Source organism: Hyalangium gracile, from assembly GCF_020103725.1.
GTDB lineage: Bacteria > Myxococcota > Myxococcia > Myxococcales > Myxococcaceae > Hyalangium > Hyalangium gracile.
In genome coordinates this window covers 72,133-90,072 of sequence record NZ_JAHXBG010000007.1, presented here as the reverse complement: position 1 = coordinate 90,072, position 17,940 = coordinate 72,133, and the positions used below count along the sequence as shown (strand labels likewise).

General features: G+C 71.0%; 13 protein-coding genes. 6 read left to right on the top strand and 7 right to left on the bottom strand.

Annotation, left to right across the window (positions count from 1 at the left end; genetic code table 11):
* Positions 1–15: 15 nt before the first annotated feature.
* Positions 16–1,842: an OmpA family protein gene (locus KY572_RS15675; RefSeq protein WP_224243422.1), complete on the bottom strand. Its 1,827-nt coding sequence runs from the start codon at positions 1,840–1,842 to the stop codon at positions 16–18.
* Between the two features lie 381 nt (positions 1,843–2,223).
* On the opposite strand from KY572_RS15675, the gene KY572_RS47795 reads away from it, so the two are divergent.
* Complete coding sequence (locus KY572_RS47795) at positions 2,224–5,070, top strand: serine/threonine-protein kinase (RefSeq protein WP_317987852.1); 2,847 nt, start codon at positions 2,224–2,226, stop codon at positions 5,068–5,070.
* A gap of 33 nt (positions 5,071–5,103) precedes the next feature.
* Here KY572_RS47795 and KY572_RS15655 read toward each other — a convergent pair whose 3' ends face one another.
* Both KY572_RS15655 and KY572_RS15650 read right to left on the bottom strand, forming a co-directional pair.
* Positions 5,104–5,505, bottom strand: a complete 402-nt coding sequence (locus KY572_RS15655; RefSeq protein WP_224243421.1) for a hypothetical protein — start codon at positions 5,503–5,505, stop codon at positions 5,104–5,106.
* A gap of 41 nt (positions 5,506–5,546) precedes the next feature.
* On the bottom strand, positions 5,547–6,623 hold the full coding sequence (locus tag KY572_RS15650) for a cytochrome-c peroxidase (protein WP_224243420.1): 1,077 nt from the start codon (positions 6,621–6,623) through the stop codon (positions 5,547–5,549).
* Positions 6,624–6,799: 176 nt separating this feature from the next.
* On the opposite strand from KY572_RS15650, the gene KY572_RS15645 reads away from it, so the two are divergent.
* Positions 6,800–7,882: an acyltransferase family protein gene (locus tag KY572_RS15645; protein ID WP_224243419.1), complete on the top strand. Its 1,083-nt coding sequence runs from the start codon at positions 6,800–6,802 to the stop codon at positions 7,880–7,882.
* 33 nt (positions 7,883–7,915) lie between these two features.
* On the opposite strand, the gene KY572_RS15640 is transcribed toward KY572_RS15645, so the two are convergent.
* A complete protein-coding gene (locus KY572_RS15640; RefSeq protein ID WP_224243418.1) occupies positions 7,916–9,091 on the bottom strand; it encodes a tRNA-uridine aminocarboxypropyltransferase in 1,176 nt (391 codons plus the stop codon).
* Between the two features lie 394 nt (positions 9,092–9,485).
* Between KY572_RS15640 and KY572_RS15635 the strand changes: the two genes are divergently transcribed.
* From KY572_RS15635 to KY572_RS15620, 4 genes are all read left to right on the top strand, one after another.
* A complete protein-coding gene (locus KY572_RS15635) occupies positions 9,486–10,241 on the top strand; it encodes a 16S rRNA (uracil(1498)-N(3))-methyltransferase (protein WP_224243417.1) in 756 nt (251 codons plus the stop codon).
* 43 nt (positions 10,242–10,284) lie between these two features.
* A complete protein-coding gene (locus KY572_RS15630; protein ID WP_224243416.1) occupies positions 10,285–11,814 on the top strand; it encodes an aminopeptidase P family protein in 1,530 nt (509 codons plus the stop codon).
* A gap of 142 nt (positions 11,815–11,956) precedes the next feature.
* On the top strand, positions 11,957–12,406 hold the full coding sequence (locus KY572_RS15625; RefSeq protein WP_317987851.1) for an isoprenylcysteine carboxyl methyltransferase family protein: 450 nt from the start codon (positions 11,957–11,959) through the stop codon (positions 12,404–12,406).
* Positions 12,403–13,509: an NAD(P)/FAD-dependent oxidoreductase gene (locus KY572_RS15620; RefSeq protein WP_224243415.1), complete on the top strand. Its 1,107-nt coding sequence runs from the start codon at positions 12,403–12,405 to the stop codon at positions 13,507–13,509. The genes KY572_RS15625 and KY572_RS15620 overlap by 4 nt, the downstream gene beginning before the upstream one ends.
* A gap of 52 nt (positions 13,510–13,561) precedes the next feature.
* Here KY572_RS15620 and KY572_RS15615 read toward each other — a convergent pair whose 3' ends face one another.
* Genes KY572_RS15615 through KY572_RS15605 form a run of 3 tightly spaced genes read right to left on the bottom strand, consistent with a single transcriptional unit; the run spans position 13,562 to position 17,818 of the window.
* Entirely contained in the window at positions 13,562–14,785 is a 1,224-nt protein-coding gene (locus KY572_RS15615) for a c-type cytochrome (protein ID WP_224243414.1), read from the bottom strand.
* 13 nt (positions 14,786–14,798) lie between these two features.
* Positions 14,799–15,896 carry a hypothetical protein gene (locus KY572_RS15610; protein WP_224243413.1) on the bottom strand — a complete coding sequence of 366 codons (1,098 nt, stop codon included), beginning with the start codon at positions 15,894–15,896 and terminating at the stop codon, positions 14,799–14,801.
* 14 nt (positions 15,897–15,910) lie between these two features.
* Positions 15,911–17,818 (bottom strand): hypothetical protein, encoded by a 1,908-nt coding sequence (locus KY572_RS15605; protein ID WP_224243412.1) that lies wholly within the window; start codon positions 17,816–17,818, stop codon positions 15,911–15,913.
* Positions 17,819–17,940 lie beyond the last annotated feature (122 nt).

Below are 17,940 nucleotides of genomic sequence, written 5' to 3'. Positions count from 1 at the left end.
TCTCGTCCCCCGCGGCTACGGCTGGGTGCCCTCGCGGGGCGTGGTGAGGAATTCGACCCGGCGGTTGGCCGCCCGGCCCTTCTCCGTGGTGTTCGGCGCCACCGGCATGCTGCGGCCCATGCCTCGAGCCTCCAGCCGCTGCGGCGCCACGCCCTTCTTGACCAGGTAGTCACGCACCGACTCCGCGCGGCGCTGCGACAAATCGGTGTTGTAGTCGCTGCTGCCACGCTCGTCCGCGTGGCCCTCGATCCACACCTTCTCCAGCTCGGGGTGCGACAGGATGACCTTGGCCACCTGATCCAGCAGCTTGAAGCTGCGCCTCTGGATGGTCGCCTTGTCGCTGTCGAAGTAGACCTTGTCCTTGATCTCGATGCGGTCCTTCTGGATCGCGACGATCTGCTTGTCCTTCACCGGGCAGCCCTGGTTGTCCACCGGGCCCGGCTCCGTCGGGCAGTTGTCGCGGTGATCCGGCAGCGTGTCGCCGTCCGTGTCCTTGGCCGGGCAGCCCTTCAGCTCGGCGATGCCGGGCTCGGTCGGGCAGGCGTCCGCCGCGTCCTCGATGCCGTCCTTGTCCGTGTCCGGGCAGCCCTGGAACTGCGCCAGGCCCGGCACCGTCGGGCACTTGTCCGCCGCGTCCTCGATGCCGTCCTTGTCCGTGTCCGGGCAGCCCTGGAACTGCGCCAGGCCCGGCACCGTCGGGCACTTGTCGTCCGGATCCATGACGCCGTCGCCATCCGAGTCCTTCACCGGGCAGCCCTGGGCGTCCACCCGACCGCTCTGGCCCTGGCACGTGTCGTCGGAGTTCTTCACCCCGTCGTTGTCGTCATCCAGCTCGGGGCACTGCTCGGGCGTGTGCTTGCCGCCCGCCACGCAGCGCGGCGGCGTGTGTCCATAGGCCACGCCCAGCAGGGCGCGGAAGGTGGGCGTGCCGGGCGCGTCCCCGGTGGCCACGCCCGCCAGCGCGTAGGCCTCGAGCTTCGAGCTCAGCGGCAGCCGTCCACCCGCCAGCACCTCGAGCGCGGCGCCCGAGCGCGAGAAGGGCACGGTGCCCAGCACGTTCACCTCGCCCCGGAGCCCCTCTCCCGTGGTGGCCAGCACGCCGCCCAGGCGCAGCTCGGTGCCGACCTCGTCCTGGATGTTGCCGTCCTCGACGAGCACCTGGCTGGAGCGCACCGACAGGCCCGCGTCCAGCCCCGCGCGCAGCGAGCCGAAGCGGCGGCCCACCATGACGCTGGGGATGATGCGCGGCGAGGCATCCTTCGCGATCGCCGCGGCGCTGCCCACCGGCAGGCCCACCTGGGCGCCCACCGATAGATCCACGGGCTTCTCGTCCTCCTCGGACAGCAGCCCAAACCGCACTCCGAGGTACGGCGTGCCGAGCCCCGGCCCCGTCGAGGGCTGCTCCAGCCCGAACTGCGTCAGATCATCGCCGCTCTGGGTCAGCAGCACGGGCACCTGCGCCGACAGCTCCAACCAGTTGAAGAGGCCGTAGGCCGCCGCCAGGTGGCCCGTCATCCGGCCCTTCACCAGCGAGCCCACCTTCTCGCCATCGCGGTACAGCGCGAGCGGATCATGCTGGTAGTGGCCGGTGAAGGAGAAGCGATAGCCGCCGCGGTTGAGCAGCTCGCCCGTGCCCAGCACCAGCGAGCCCTGGCCGTTGGGATTGAGCGTGAGGCGCTCCAGCTCGAGCTCGGGCAGGCCCTGGGGCTGCGCGAGCGCGGTGGCTCCGATCAGCAGCGAGGCGAGCAGCAGCGAACGCGCCAGCGCGGGCGTGGCTCTCGATGGTCCCGCGCGTCGGGGGGCTGCAGCCAGCGAACTGGCGAGCGGCGTGGCATCGGTCATGTCGTCTTCTTCCTGCGATGGGACAAAGCTGGGCTGTGGGGCACGACGGGGGGATCCGCGCCGAAGCACTGGCTGACTCGACTGGGCGCGGCTGGCGCCACCCTCCAGCTTGCCACGAGTAATCGTCTCTCCAACAATTCCAGGCGCGCTCCACCGCCCGTATTGGCCGGGTGCGTCACCGGGTCTCGCCCCCCACCGTCGGATCAGCCCCCGCCGTCCATGGCGGCCGGGGTGCTGCATCCTGCGCGGATGTGGGCGCTGGGCATGATCCGACTGATGGGAGCCGCTCGCTTCCGCCTCGTCGGGAGAGGTGCTCCTCTACACTGGCGGCAGCCCCCTGACCCATGGAGGGGGGCAGGCCGGCACGCAGAGACCGTCGAGATGAGTGATTCCAGGAAGCAGGCGACTCCCGCGCTCGGCCCGGAGGAGCTCGCCACGACCGTGCGGCGGCCTCAGACGCCTCCCCTGCCGGACGCCGGAGATGCACCCACCTGGCCCTCGGCCCCGAGGGACGCGCCTGCCGCTGCCCTGGCGCCGGGCCGCATCCTGGCGGACCGCTACACGGTGCTGGACTTCCTGGGCCAGGGTGGCATGGGCCTGGTGCTGGCCGCCTATGACGCCCGGCTGGATCGCCGGGTGGCCCTCAAGCTGCTGCGCCACCGGGGCGTGGGATCCAGCAGCGGCGGCGAGGAGCGGGCCCGCCTGGTGCGCGAGGCCCAGTCCATGGCGCGGCTCAGCCACCCGAACGTGGTGGCCGTCTACGACTCGGGCACGCTGGAGGATGGCTCCCTCTTCATCGCCATGGAGTACGTGGAGGGGCAGACGCTGCGCCAGTGGTGCGCGCAGCAGCCTCGCTCGTGGCGGCAGGTGCTGGGGACCTACCTGGAGGCCGGACGCGGGCTCGCGGCGGCCCACGCGGCGGGGCTGATCCACCGGGACTTCAAGCCGGACAACGTGCTGGTGGGTAGGGATGGACGGGCGCGAGTGACGGACTTCGGCCTGGCGCGGGTCCGCTCGGCGGGAGCCGTGCCCTCCCCTGCCTCGAAGGAGCAGCCCGAGGAGGCCTCACGACAGGGCGTCGCCTCGCCCCAGGGAGGGCTCACGGTAGCGGGCTCGCTCATGGGCACGCCCCGCTACATGGCGCCGGAGCTGCTGCTGCGCGGGCACCCGGCCGACATCCAGACGGATGTGTTCTCCTTCTGCGCGGCGCTCTACGAGGCGCTCTACGGGCAGCTCCCCTTCCCCGCGGACACCTGGGAGGAGCTGATCGGCGCCCATGCCGCCGGCAAGCTGGCGCCGCCTCCTGCCTCTTCCGAGGTGCCCGCCTGGGTGGCTCGCACCGTGCTGAGGGGCCTGCACGGGGCTCCCTCCCAGCGTCCCGCCTCCATGGAGGAGGTGCTGGCCGAACTGGAGGATGATCCCCAGGCGCGGCGGCGCTCTCGGCTGCTGGCGGTGGGGCTGGCCTCGGCGGTGGTGCTGCTGGGCGGGCTGGTCGCGGCGAGCTGGATGAACCTGCGGTCCCAGGCGCCCGGGTGCGAACGGATGGAGCGGCGCCTGACGGACATCTGGGACGAGCCGATGAAGGCCCGGGTGAGCCAGTCCCTGCTGGCCACGGGCGTGCCATACGCGCCGGACACCGCCAGGCGGGTGGCGACCCTGCTGGACGGGTACGCGAGCACCTGGGTGCGGATGCGGACGGAGGTGTGCGAGGCTGCGGGCCAGGAGCGGGCCGAGCAGCCGCGCAGCCTGGAGGCGCTGCAGGAGGGCTGTCTGGAGCGGCGGCGCAGCCGGCTGCGAGCCCTGACGGAGCTGCTGGCGAGCGACCCGGACGCAGGGCTGGTGGATCAGGCGGTGCAGGCGGTGCAGGCCCTGCCGGCGCTGGAGTACTGCGCGGATGCCCAGGCGCTGACGGCGACGGTGCCGCCCCCCGAGGAGCCGGCGGTGCGCGCGCGGGTGGAGGCGCTGCAGGAAGAGGCGGACCGGCTGGAGGCGCTGTACGAGGCGGGCAAGTATCCCGAGGGGCTGGAGCGCGGCGAGGCGCTGCTGAAGCAGGCGGAGTCGGTGCCCTACGCGCCGCTGCACGCCCGCATCCTCTATGTGATGTCGGAGCTTCGGGAGCCGGGCGGGGACTACGAAGGAGCCAAGGCGCTGGCGCGGCGGGCCATCGTCGCCGCGGCGAAGGGGAAGGATGCCCAGCTCGTGGCGAAGGCGTGGAGCCAGCTGCTCTTCGTGCTGGCCTCCAGGCAGAGCCGGGGCCAGGAGGCGCTGGACCTGGCGCTGGCGTTGGAGGCCGCGGTGGAGCTGGCCGATGACGCGCTGGTCCGCGCCGACGCGGACAACACGCTGGGCAACGCCCTCCTGACGCTGGAGCGCTACGAGGAGGCGAGGCAGCGGCACTCACGGGCGCTGGCGGTGCGCGAGAAGGTGCTGGGCCTGGAGCATCCCCACACCACCCTCTCCCTGGGAAACCTGGGACGCGCGCTCCTGGGGCTGGGCCGCTATGAGGAGGCCCGAGAGAGCTTCGAGCGCGCGGTGACGCTGCGAGAGCAGGTGCTCGGGCCCGCGCATCCGGCGAACGCCTTCCCGCTCACCTACCTGGGCCATGGACAGTGGGTCCTCGGCCGCTACGAGGAGGCCCGGAAGAGCTTCGAGCGCGCCGTGGTGGTGCGGGAGAAGGGAGTCGGGCCGGAGGACCCCATGCTCCACAGTCCCCTGACCGGTCTGGGCCATGCGCTCTCGTCCCTGGGCCACCATGACGAGGCGAGAAAGAGCTTCGAGCGCTCACTGGCGCTGCGGGAGCGGGCGCTCGGCCCCGACAACGTCCAGCTGGCGCCCATCCTCAACGGGCTGGGGACGGCGCTCCGGCAGCTGGGCAGGAGCGAGGAGGCCCGACAGCGGCACGAGCGCGCGCTGGCGCTGCAGGAGAAGGCCCTGGGCCCCACCCATTCCAGGGTGGCCTCATCGCTGCTGGGGCTGGCGGAGCTCCACCTCACCCTCGGCAAGCCGGCGGAGGCGCTCCCGCTGCTCGAGCGTGCCCTGCCGCTGGCGTCGGTGGAGGATCGGGCGAGCGTGCAGCTCGCGCTGGCCATGGCGCTCTGGGACGCACGGCGGGAGCTCACTCGAGCCCGAGAGCTGGCGCTCCAGGCCCGGGAGTTCTGGCGAGGTATCGGTCACGAGCCGAACCTCGCCCGTGCGTCCCGGTGGCTGGCCGAGCACCCTGGCCCTTGAGGCTCGTGCCGCGCGCCGTCGCGTCCTGCCTGCTCAGCCCATGAAGGCGGTGCTGGTGAACACGCCGCGGCCGATGGCCATGATGCCGCCGACGATGAGCACCAGGGCCGCCAGCACGGCGATCAGCGGCAGCAGATAGCCGGGATTGGGGCGCTTGCGGTTGATCACCAGCAGCACGTGGGTGACGGCCGCGGCGAGCAGCATCAGCACGATGTGGCCGATGAGCCGCGGGTAGTAGCGCCCCATGGCCACCATGAGGATGCCCAGGAGGACCTGCAGATCGAGCAGGCCGACGAAGCTGGAGCCGATGATGCGCACGCCCTTGCCCACGGGGCGCTTCGTCGCGAGGCCGGACACGAAGTACGCCAGGGCGACGAGGCCCGCGAGCAGCACCAGGTAGCGGAGCCCGGAGTGGGCCTGGTACAGGAAGTTCATGCCCTGCTCTTACTACCGGAGGGAGCGCCACGCACGACCCTTCACGTGGGGTCGGGCCGAGGCGTCCTGCGCGTGCTCCTGGGCAGCTCGGGCGGGGTGGTGTAGCGCTCCGGCAGCTCACCGGTGAGGCTGCGGAGGAAGACCACCAGGTCCTCCACCTGGGCGTCCGTCAGCGTCTTGCCGAGCTGATGCCTGGCCATCAGCCGCACCACCGTGCCCAGGTCCTCCACGGAGCCGTCATGGAGGTACGGCGCCGTCTTCTCCACGTTGCGCAGCGTGGGGACACGGAACTTCATCCGGTCCTCCTCGTTGCGCGTCACCTGGTAGCGGCCCTGATCGCGGACGTGGGGGAAGGGCTCGACGAGGCCCAGCTTCTGGATGGAGGTGCCGCCCACCGCCGGGCCGCCGTGGCACAGGGTGCAGCCGGTGGAGACGAAGAGCTCCAGGCCCCGGCGCTCCCGCGCGGAGAGCGCGGCGGGCTCGCCGCCGAGGAACCGGTCGAAGCGCGAGGGCGTGGTGAGCTGGCGCTCGAAGGCGGCGAGGGCTTGCGTCAGGTTGCCCAGCGTCACCGGCTGCTTCTCTCCCGGGAAGGCCTTCCGGAAGTGCAGCACGTACTCCGGCATGGAGGTGAGCGTCGCCAGGACGCGCCGGTCATCCGGCATGGCCATCTCGGAGTCATCGAAGAGGGGGTTCTCCGCCTGGATCTCCAGGGTGGAGGCGCGGCCATCCCAGAACTGCGCGACGTAGCCGGCGATGTTGTAGACGGTGGGCGAGTTGCGCGTGCCCTTGCGCCCCTGATGGCCGCTGGAGACGGGCACGTGGTCCACCCCATAGGTGGCCAGGTCGTGGCAGGTGTTGCAGGAGATGTCGTGGTTCTTGGAGAGCCGCGCGTCGAAGAAGAGCATCTTCCCCAGCGCGATCCGGGCCTCGGTGTCCTTGGGTGCCGGGGCACCGCTCGCGGGGGGCGGGGCCCTGAAGAGGGCCGCCAGCTTCTCCGAAGCCATGGGGGCGGGACTCGGCGCGGCGGGCGTGGACGCGGACGCCCGCAGCGCGAGCGCGGCCAGCACTCCCAACACGGCACGCCCGACGCGGAGCTTGAGCCGAGTTGGAACCTTCATGCATGGGCCTCCCGAGCGCCTCGAAAGCGGCGGCAGGTTAGCAGCGGAGGCACGGACCGTGTTTCCCCCTACGAGAACACCGCCGGAGCGCTCGCCCACACTGAAGGCTTTTGTGTGCTTGGCGGATCAGGCGTTTTCGGGACGACGCTCTCCTCCTCCTTTATGCTGGCGCGCGCTTGCAACTCTCGAGTTCCTTCAGCCTGCGGCCGCCCCGCCACCCAGCGCTCGATGCGGCGCGAGGCTTCGCCGTGGTGGCGATGGTGCTGGGCCACACGCTGGACGCGCTGCTGTCGCCCGCCGCCCGCGCCGATGTCTGGGTCCAGCGCTACTGGGAGCTGCGCGGCATCACCGCTCCCCTCTTCCTGCTGGTGAGCGGCTGGGCCGTGGTGGCGGCGCTCGATCCGCGCCCCGGGGCGGCGAAGGCCACCTTTGGCCGCCGCATGCGCCGCGCGCTGCTGCTGATCTTCCTCGGGTACCTGCTGCACTGGCCCGGCTGGGAGACGGTGCAGTGGCTGGGCTGGAGCGAGGCGCTCGGGTCCCGCCTCTTCGCCTTCGACGCGCTCCAGTGCATCGGCTTCAGCCTGATGGTGGGCGCCGCCGTGCTCGCGCTGGTGACGGGGAACAAGGCGCGGATCGCGGTGCTCGCGGTGCTCGCGGTGGGCATCCCGCTGGCGAGCGGCGCGGTGTGGCAGCTGGGGCCGCACCTGCCCATCCCGCTGCGACAGGCCCTGGGTGTCGAGGGCAGCCACTTCCCGCTGTTCCCCTGGGCGGGCTTCTTCTTCGCGGGCGCGCTGTCGGCTCAGTTGTTCCGCCTGCTGCGACCGGGCTGGCCGCAGGGCCTGGCGCTCGCGGCGCTGGGCGCGGTGGTGCTCGGTGTGACGCTGCGGCTCCCGGAGGACTGGAGCCCGACGAGCGCGTGGCTCGTGGCGATGCGGGTGGGTGAGGGGCTGCTCGTGCTGGCGGCGGTGAGCTTCGTGCCGGTGCGGCTGTCCCGGCGGCTGGCGCCCTTGGGGCGGCTGTCGCTCTGGGTCTACGTGCTCCACCTGCCCGTGGTGTACGGGTGGGCGGGGACTCCGGGCCTGGCGGAGCGCCTGGGTCCCAGCCTCGAGCTCGGACCGGCGATCCTCGTCGGAGTGGGCCTGCTGGTGGCCAGCTACTCCGTGGCACGCCTGGGCCGGTGGGTGCGCAGGCTCACCCGTCCCTGGCGGCCTGCGGCTCCGAGCTTCCGCATCTCCTTTGGAGACAGCCAGCGCGTCTGAGCCGAGAGCTTCAGGGGCCAGGTGTTGCGGGGCTCAGGATCCGGTCCGCGAGCTCGGCGGATGCTCGGCCAGGCCACGGCGGACCAGCTCGCGGACCACGGCCTCCAGCGCCTGGATGCGGCGGCCCGCGCGGCCCGGCGCCCAGAGCGCGGGGGGCTGAGCGCCCAGCAGCGGCACGGCCTGCTCGACGCCTCCGGCCTTGCCCTTCAGGGCCCGGGCGGCGGCGAGGCGGATGTTCGCGGCGGCCCGGCGGCTGACACCGTCCCGCCAGAGCAGATCCAGCGCATACGTGGTCCACACCGCGAGCACGTCATCGGGGCGCAGGAAGGCCTCGAAGCGACCCAGCGCGGAGTCCCGGTCCTCGCCCGCGCGGAGAACCTCCTCCGGGAGCTCCGTGTGCAGCGGCGTGCTGCGCGCCAGCGGCTGGCGGGGAGCGAGGATGGCCTCGAAGCGCTCGTCGGTGGCGGGGCGGCACGCGACCAGGTGGACGAGCTCGGGAGGGATGCCCTCCTCCGCGGGGTGGGCATTGGCCTCGGCGTACAGGAGCACGAGCCGGGGGAGCTCGTCGGCCAGCGAGCGCAGCTCCAGCGGCGGGCGCCAGGGGCTCTTGTAGATGCGGCGGCGCGGCGGATCGTCGCGGTGGGACTGGCTCTCGAGCTGCGTGTCCACCATGAACTCGAAGGGGCGCAGCATGGCGTCGAAGCGGGTCGGGTCTCCGCCCTCGAGCGCTCCGAGCACCTCCACGACGGCCTCGATGGTGGAGACGCAGTGGTCGGCGGGCTCGGCGCGGATGCGGTAGTTGCTGGGGCGGCGCGGGGTGAAGCCGATGCGCGGCAGGCTCGCGAGGAGCGGGTTGGTCTTCACGACCTTCTTGGCCAGGGGCCACGTTCCGTCGACGACGATGAGCGCCTCGGGAGGGCGCGCGGCCGCTTCTTCCAGGGTCATGGCTCCCTGGCCGGGGAAGAGCACGGCGACGCGTCCGGGGTCCGCGGCCAGGGCCTGCAGCCGGGAGTGGCCGGAGAAGTCCACGCCCAGGTGCAGCTCGGAGTTGGGGAGCGAGAGGTGGGCCATGCGAGCGGTGCCGATGGCCACGCGCCGCTCGCGGGGGTGCTGGAGGAAGACGACGCGTGTACGTGTCTCCAGGCGCGGCAGGCGCGCGCAGTAGCACGTGGCCTGGGGACGGCGGCAGCGCAGGCAGAGGGGACGCACGCTCCCGCTTTACGGCAGCCTGCCTGGGTCGGCAAGCAGACAGGCGGGGAGGCGGCTGAGTTCCCGGGCCGGGCCGGCTCGTGAGCCCCGTTCACTGGGAGCGGCCGTGAAGGAAGGCCCCCTTCGGTCTCGGTCCGAGCCAACTGGTATGCCTGTCATACCAGTTCGCTTCCGTGCCGCCACCAGCGTGCCTCACCTCGCGCCCGGGTTGGACCGGGCGCTCAGGCGGCTCGCGATGTTGTTCCAGTCGCGGGGACATAGACCGGATGCCAGCGTCCGCAGGGCCACCACCCAGCGCGGTTCCGCCAGCGTCCACGCAGCGTCGAGCCTTCGAACCGGTCCCTCATCGCTCTCGGCTTGCAGCCCCTCCCCTCCCGAGGCATGGAGTCCTCCCGTGAACCTGCTCCTGCTCCTCGACGAGGACTTCCTCCCCGACGGCACCGCCCGCCTCACGGGACGCCGGGCCCAGCACGCCCGCGAGGTGCTGCGCGCCGAGCCCGGAGAGACCCTGCGCGTGGGCCGGCTCGGTGGCCTCGTCGGCACCGGCGAAGTGCTGGAGAACTCCCCGGGCGTCCTCCACCTCCGCGCCACCCTCACCGCCCCTCCTCCCGCTCGCGCGGGCGTGGACCTCCTGCTCGCCATCCCCCGCCCCAAGGCGCTCAAGAAGGTCCTGCCCGCCGTGGCCTCCCTCGGCGTCGATCGCGTGGTGCTCGTCAACGCCGCCCGCGTGGAGAAGAGCTACTTCGACTCCAAGGTGCTCGCCCCCGACTTCATCCAGGAGCTCCTCCTCCAGGGTCTCGAGCAGGCCCGCGACACGCGCCTCCCCGAGGTCCACGTTCGCGAGCGCTTCCGCCCCTGCGTCGAGGACGAGCTGGACACCCTCTTCGGCCAGGGGTCCCTCCGGCTGCTCCCCCACCCTCCCGCGCACCAGCCCCTCACCACCCTGGGTGTGGGCGCCGCTCCCCGGGTGGTCCTCGCCATCGGGCCGGACGGCGGCTGGGTCCCCTTCGAGGCGGAGCTGCTCGAAGCCCAGGGCTTCCGCCCCTTCACCCTCGGCCCCCGCATCCTCCGGGTGGAGACGGCCGTCCCCGTCCTCCTCGGGCAGGTGGCCCTTCTGAGAGAGAACATCTCCCCACCAAACAGCCGCTGAGGGCTTGAAGCCCGGCTCACGGTTGTTGAAGAGTCACTCCACCATGACGACCCAGTCCGAAGCCGCCGCCGCCCAGGCCGCCTCCGAGGCCGCCGCTCAGCCCGCCGCTGCCCAGCCCGTCACCTCCGAGCCCCAGGCCGCTCCCGCGAAGCCCGCCAGCCACGACACCGTCCCGCCGCCCGCGCTGCTCGACTTCATGATGAAGCGCTGGAAGCCGGCCAACCGGAAGCTCCCTCCCAAGCTCAAGCACGCCGACGCCTTCCGCGCCCGCCGCCGCGCCCTCTCCCAGCTCTTCCCCGGTGAGACGCTCGTCATCCCCACCGGCCACGAGAAGGTGCGCGCCAACGACACGCACTTCCGCTTCCGCCCCGGCAGCGACTTCTACTACCTCACCGGCAACACCGAGCCGGACTGCGTCCTCGTGCTCCAGCCCAAGGAGGGCGGCGGCCACACGGACATCCTCTTCGTCGAGCCCAACCCGGGCCGCAGCGACGCCACCTTCTTCACCGACCGCGTGAAGGGCGAGCTGTGGGTGGGCCCCCGCCTCGGCGTGAAGGAGAGCCAGGCCCGCTTCGGCGTGGACGAGGCCCGCGGCCTGCCCGAGCTGAAGGACTTCCTCGCCGGCCTCCATGGCGCCGTGGCCCGCCCCACCCGCGTGCTGCGCGGCTACTCCGCCAAGGTGGATGACGTGCTGCCCGCCCAGGCCGAGCGCGACAAGGGGCTCGCCCAGGCCCTCTCCGAGATGCGCCTGCTCAAGGACGCCCAGGAGATCCGCGAGCTGCAGTCCGCCATCGACTCCACCCAGCGCGGCTTCGAGGACGTCATCGCCAGCCTGAAGACGGCCAGGACGGAGCGCACCGTGGAGGGCATCTTCGGCCTGCGCGCCCGCGTCGAGGGCAATGACGTCGGCTACGGCACCATCGCCGCCGCCGGCTCGCACGCCTGCGTGCTCCACTGGACGCGCAACGACGGCCCGGTGAAGAAGGGCGACCTGCTGCTGCTGGACGCCGGCGTCGAGGCCAACACCCTCTACACCGCGGACATCACCCGCACGCTCCCCATCTCCGGCAAGTTCTCCAAGGAGCAGCGTGAAATCTACGAGCTCGTGCTCGAGGCCCAGGAGCAGGCCATCGCCGCGGTGAAGCCGGGCAACGACTTCATGGAGCCCAACCGCGTGGCCATGCGCGTGCTCGCCGCGGGCCTGGAGCGCCTGGGCATCCTCCCGGACGCCCAGGAGGCGCTGAAGGACGAGCACCAGTTCTACAAGCGCTACTCGCTGCACAACGTCAGCCATATGCTGGGCCTGGACGTGCACGACTGCGCCCAGGCGCGCCAGGAGGCCTACAAGTACGGCAAGCTCCAGGCCGGCATGGTGCTCACGGTGGAGCCCGGCCTCTACTTCCAGACGGACGACCTCACCGTCCCGGCGCGCTACCGCGGCATCGGCGTGCGCATCGAGGACGACGTCGTCGTCACCGCCAGGGGCTGCAAGGTGCTCTCCGGGGCCATCCCGCGCCAGGCCAAGGACGTCGAGGCCTGGATGAAGCGCGTGTGGGCCAAGGCCAGGAAGTGAGGCGTCTACGCTCACCGCCTACTACGTCTTCCTCGGGCTGATCGGCGCCGAGCGCCTGTACGAGCTCGTCCTCTCGCGCCGCAACGCGAAGAGGGCGCTCGAACAGGGCGGCCGGGAGGTGGGCCAGGGCCACTTCCGGGTCATGGTCCTGTTCCACACCGCCTTCCTGGTGGCCTGCGCGCTGGAGCCCCTGGCGCTGCACCGGCCCTTCCCGGGCCTGCTGGGCTACGTCTCGCTGGGAGGCGCCATCGCCTCCCAGGCCCTGCGCTACTGGGCCATCTCCACCCTGGGCGAGCGGTGGAACACCCGCATCATCTTCGTCCCCGGCGCCACGCCCGTGACGGACGGGCCCTACCGCTACATCCGCCACCCCAACTACGTGGCCGTCATCCTGGAGTTCGCCTTCCTGCCGCTCATCCACGGCGGCTACCTGACGGCCATCCTCTTCTCCCTGGGCAACGCGGTGCTGCTGTACGTGCGCATCCGCGCCGAGGAACAGGCGCTCGGCGCCGAGTACCAGCAGGCCTTCGCCCACCGGCCCCGCTTCCTGCCCAAAGCCGCTCCCGAGCCTCCAGGCCTGCCCCCCCCGTGAGGCCGATCGACGTCGCCATCGTGGGAGGAGGCCCCGCCGGGCTCGCCGTGGCCATCCACGCCGCCCGCAGAGGCTTCTCCACCGTCGTCTTCGATCGGCAGGCCCTGCCCGCGGACAAGGCCTGTGGAGAGGGCCTCGCGCCGCCGGGCCTGCGCGAGCTCGAGGCGCTCGGGGCCCGCCAGTACCTCACCTCGGCGGACTGCGCGCCCATCGTGGGCATCCGCTACCTCCAGGAAGACGGCACGGACGTCTCCGGGCGCTTTGCCCCCACGCCGGGGCTCGGCATCCGGCGGACGGCCCTGGCCTCGGCGCTGACACGCACCGCTCGGGAGGCGGGCGTCACGCTGAGGGAGCGCTGCGGCGTGGCGAACGTGCTCCGCTCGCCGGAGCGCGTCCTGCTGACGACGGCGACGGGAGAGGAGGTGGAGGCCCGCCTCTTGGTGGCCGCGGACGGGCTGGCCTCGCCGCTGCGACAGGCCCAGGGCCTGGACGAGCCCGTGAAGCCGCACGCGCCTCGGCGCTTCGGCCTCCGCCAGCACTTCCGCGTGCGGCCCTGGTCCGACTTCGTGGAGATCCACCTCTCACGTGGCCTGGAGGCCTACGTCACCCCGGCGGGCAACGAGCGCGTCGGCGTGGCCTTCCTCTGGGAGGACGGCAAGGTGGAGGACGCCATCTCCTTCCCCAGCCTCCTGCAGCGCTTCCCCGCGCTCCGGGAGCGGCTGGAGGGAGCACCCGCGGACTCCCAGGCGCGCGGAGCGGGCCCCTTCCTGCGCAAGGTGCGCGGGCGGACCCTCGATCGCTTCGTGCTGGTGGGAGACGCGGCCGGCTACGTGGATGCCATCACCGGAGAGGGCCTCACCCTGGCGCTGCGTGGCGCCAGCGCGCTGGGCCACCTGCTGCCCGAGGTGCTCGCCCGGGGGGCCTCTCGAGCCTCCCTCGTGCCCTACGAGCGCGCCGTCGCCCGGCACTACTGGCGCTACGCGCTCTCCGTGAGGCTGATGCTGGCCATCGCCCGGTACCCGGCCCTGCGCGCCCGGGTCCTCCATGGGCTGGCCCGCTACCCCAGGCTCTTCGAGTCGCTCGTCAACTTCGTCACGAGCTGAGGACGGCGCGGTGGCCCGGAGCCGAAGCCCGGGCCACGCGCGGAGCCAGGGCCTACGGCTCGCCGTTCTTCGACTGCACCCACCTGGCCAGCTCGAGCGCCTGCCCCTCGTCGAGCAGCGGCGCGAAGGTCGGCATCTGCGTGCCCGGCTTGAAGCTCTCCGGGTTGCGGATCCACTTCGCCACCTCTTCCGGCTGCTTGCTGATCGCGTTCTTCAGCTTGTCGCGGTACTGCCCCTTCGGGCCGTGGCAGTAGTTGCAACCCAGGCTGCTGAAGAGCTTCTCGGGCGCCGCGCTCGGATCCACCTTGGCCCGAGGCAGCGGCTCGCGGGCGAACTTGGGAGACTCCCTGGCCGGCAGGGACTTCAGGAACTTGAACATCGCCTCGAGCTGCACATCGTCCAGGCGACGGAAGCGCGGCATCGGCGTGCGCAGGACCTGATTGTCCGGCGCGATGCCCTCGCGCATGGCCACCTTGAACTGCTCCAGCGTCCACTTGCCCAGGCCCTGAGTCTCATGCGGGGTGAGGTTGGTCGAGTAGATGACGCCCTCGGTGCCCGACTGCTTCTGATCGAACTCGAAGCCACCGGTGAAGGCGGTGTCCTTGGCCGCCTTCACCTCGTTCACCTCCAGGCCCTGGGTGTGGCAGGCGACGCAGTCGAACATGGCCTCCGACAGGTACTTCCCGTACTCCACCGTGGGGGCCTTGGCCGGCGCCTTCACCGGAGGCCGCTTCTCGGTGTGCACGCCCAGCACGAACACCTGGACGATGTTGCCCAGGAACGTCGTCTCCGAGGGCGGAGCCTTCTTCGGCTCGGGCGCGAACTCGGGCCTGTCCTGCCTCATGAAGCCGATCACCGCGGCGATGTCCTCGTCCGCCATCGTCCAGAAGCGCACCATGGGGCGCAGCTTCCCCTCATGGTTGACGCCGTGGATGATCATCCGGGCGATCTCTTCGTCCTTCACGTTGCCCATGCCCCCCACCGGATCCGAGGTGAGGTTGGCCGAGTGCAGGTAGCCCAGCTCCGGCGGCAGCACCGTGACGGGAGCGCCCACCGCGTGGATCTCTCCGGCGGGCGCGTGGCACTCCACGCACAGCGACATGAAGATGACCTCTCCGCGGGCCAGGGCCTCCGGAGAGGTGTCTCTACGAATGTCCGGCAGCGGGATGTCGTAGGTCTTGTTCGCCTGGTACGTCACGTAGGCGTAGAACCCCACGCCGCCCAGGATGATCAGGCCCACCAGGGCCCCAAAACCCATCAAGATCTTTCGAAGCATTCGAGACGCATCCTCACTTGGAGATGCAGTTGGTCAGCGGCGTGTACGGCGTGATCGGACCGTCCGCGTGCTCGAACTGGGCGGGCATGAAGGTGATGTAGCCGGGCATCGGCACCGCCTTGAGCGGGCGGTGCACCCACGGCCTGCGCAGCGCGGCGTTCGTCGGCGCGTCCTTGCCCGGATCCCTCGGCGTGTACGTCACCTCCTGGGTCAGCGAGACGGTGGGCGGCAGCAGCACCGCGGAGATGCCCAGGCTGCTCACCGGCGCGGCCTCGTTGACGAAGAAGCCACGCATCGACTGCAGCGCCTCGGCCACCGGCGGCGGCAGCACGCCCGGAGGCGCCCACTCGATGCTCAGCACCTGGCCCGCGCTCGCCTCCACCGTGGTGCCGTCACCCGGGATGCGGCCGTACGGGAAGCCCGGGAAGTAGTTCCACACGATGACCACGCCCCCGTACTTCGTCGGGTCGAGCAGGTCGGCCACCGTCACGGGCGTACCACTCTTGGTCGTCAGGAACTTGGCGATCGCCTGGGTGATGCCGCTGTCACCGATGACGGCCGCCTCGATGGCGAAGCAGTCCGCGTTCACCGTCTTGACCGGGCGCAGCGTCACCGTCCGCTGGTAGTTGGTCGGCGGAATGGGCGGCAGCCCCGGGAACAGATCCTCCGTCGGCGAGGGCAGCGCGCCCTGGCGCTGCGGGGCGATGGGGAAGTACGGCTCCTTGCGGCTCGGCACGGCCCGCAGCGTCCAGATGCCCAGCGGATCCGTGCTCGCCAGCGGCGCGACCTGCGCGGGGCTGGACAGCGGGTCGGCCACCGTGATGGGCGCGCCCCGCACCACCGAGCGCAGGAACAGCGGGTTGTTGTCCAGCAGGAACGGCGGCAGCGGGCACGCCGGCGCCTGGCAGCTGGCGATGCTCAGGAAGAAGGCCTCCGGATCCAGCGCGTAGCCAGCCACGCGCGTGGTGAGCATCGGCGAGGCCTGCTCGACGGAGACGTACTTCGGCCGGGGGATGAAGGAGGACTCCGTGGGAGCTTCGGCCTGGTTCTCGCAGCCAGCTCCCAGCAGGAGTGCACCCAGGGTGATTCCGTAGCGAATGGCTCTGTGCATGGCGGGCTGGGCTCTCAGTTGTCGGGAAGGATGTGGGCCTTGGGCGTCGAGGACTCTGCATGGCAGGCCTGGGCGCAGTTGCCGTAGCGGTTGGGCTCGCCACGCTGGGTGAACGCGGCCTGCCAGTACTGGTTGTCGTGCAGCGACGGGTGGCACGTGCGGCACGTGGTGATGCTCGGCCGGACCGCGCTCTCCTTGACCAGGTGGCACACCGTGCAGTCGTTCTTCGCCATCGGGTACTTGGGCGAGCGCATGTGGATGCGGTGGATGATCTCCTGGGTGCGCGCGTCACCGTCGCTCTCGCTGTCGTGGCACACCTTGCAGCCTTCCACGTGGTCCACCGACAGGCCGTGGCGCAGGTTGTCCAGGGAGAGCACGCCGCGGTGGCAGATCTGGCAGTTGCCCACCCGCGCCGGGTACGTCGTCAGCTCCTCCTGGCCCACCTGGAAGAAGAAGGGCTGGTTGCGCGACACGCGCTCGCCCATCCAGTAGCGCGTGGCCTTCAGGAAGGCCACGTACGTGCCGGGCTTGGCGTCCGCGGGGATCTCGATGGCGTAGCGCGTGGAGCGCTTGTACGTCCACAGCGTGGGCACCAGGTGCGTGGTGATGCCGTTCTCGAAGATCGGGAAGCTGAAGTCCGGCTTGTAGTAGTCCGGAGACCCGCCGAGCACGTCGCTGTTCACCTTGAAGTTCTGCAGCGGCCCGCCGATCACCAGGTCCGCCACGTTGTCCTGCTCGGTGATGTTGTTGAAGAAGTTGGACCACACCGCCAGCAGGCCGGTGGCCTGATCCGAGAAGATCTCCGGGCCGTTGGGCATCTCCTCCGTCGAGTGCAGGCGGTTGCCGTCGTTGTCCTTGAACTCGATGAAGGCGTTGAGCGTCTCGCCCGGCACGTAGAACTTGCCGTTGGCCGGCGTGACGAACGTCACGCTCGGCTCGAGGCCGAAGCCGCACGCCCTGGGGTTGTTGGCGTCGTCGTAGCAGTTGGTCGGCAGATCGCTCTGCGAGTCGCTGTGCGCCAGGAACGTCACCGGGAAGAAGAAGGGCTCGCCGGGCAGCTGGCTCCACGTCACCTTGATGGCGCCGTCACCGCGCAGGTCCGGCGTCTTGAACGTCTTGAACGGGTTGGTGCTGCCGAACATGTCCATGCGGACGATGGAGCGGAAGCCGGCGCCGCCCGGCAGCATGCCCGGCTTGGGCTCCACGGGACGGATCGTGTTGTCGCCCGGGTAGAGCGGCGGGAGCACGCCGCCCATGCTCCAGGCGATGCGCGAGTGCCCCGAGTACGGCGACTCCACCATGAAGTCCTCGCGGGAGTACGTCTGCGAGGCGCGCACCGTCCCGTCCACGTCGAGCACCTCGATCAGGAAGGTGTCGTCCTTCACGCGCCGCCAGGCCGCGTTGTCGAAGTAGACGCTGCGCGACCAGCTGTCCGCGAACGCCTGCGGGTAGCCCTTGTTGAAGGTCCACTCGTCCTGCACCTGCCCCAGGCCGCTCCAGTCCAGGTTCTTGAAGCGCGACTGCGTCTTCATCCACTGGATGGAGTCGGTGAGGTCCGCCGGGTTCCGGTGCTTGCCGGTGATGACGTCCGTGACGGCGAACTGGTTGAGGAAGTAGGTGGTGTTGGACAGCAGGTACAGCTTCGACCTGGGCGGCACCTTGGGCGTGGTCTCCGCGAACACCGAGCCGACGAGCGGATCCGGATCGTCGCATACCGTCGGGTAGGGGATGTTCATCGAGTTCTTCGAGATGAAGCCCCCGTTCGGAGTCCAGGCGCAGCCGTTGATGTACTGCAGGCTGAGCCGGATCGCTCCCGAGTTCGACGCCTGGTAGGGGTCGAACACCTTCGCGCCACGTCCCGAGGTGGTTTGCTCGGAGTCGGCGACGTCGATGAGGTTGCACGACGACAGCAGGGGCAGCATTAGAAGTGCACCGAGTGCACTTGGGCGGAGAGGCATCCGAGTCATGAGGGCTGGACCGATGGCACGCTGGAAACAGGGGGCTGTTGAACTTCGCGCTTGCAAACAGGCGCCTGAATGAGCAG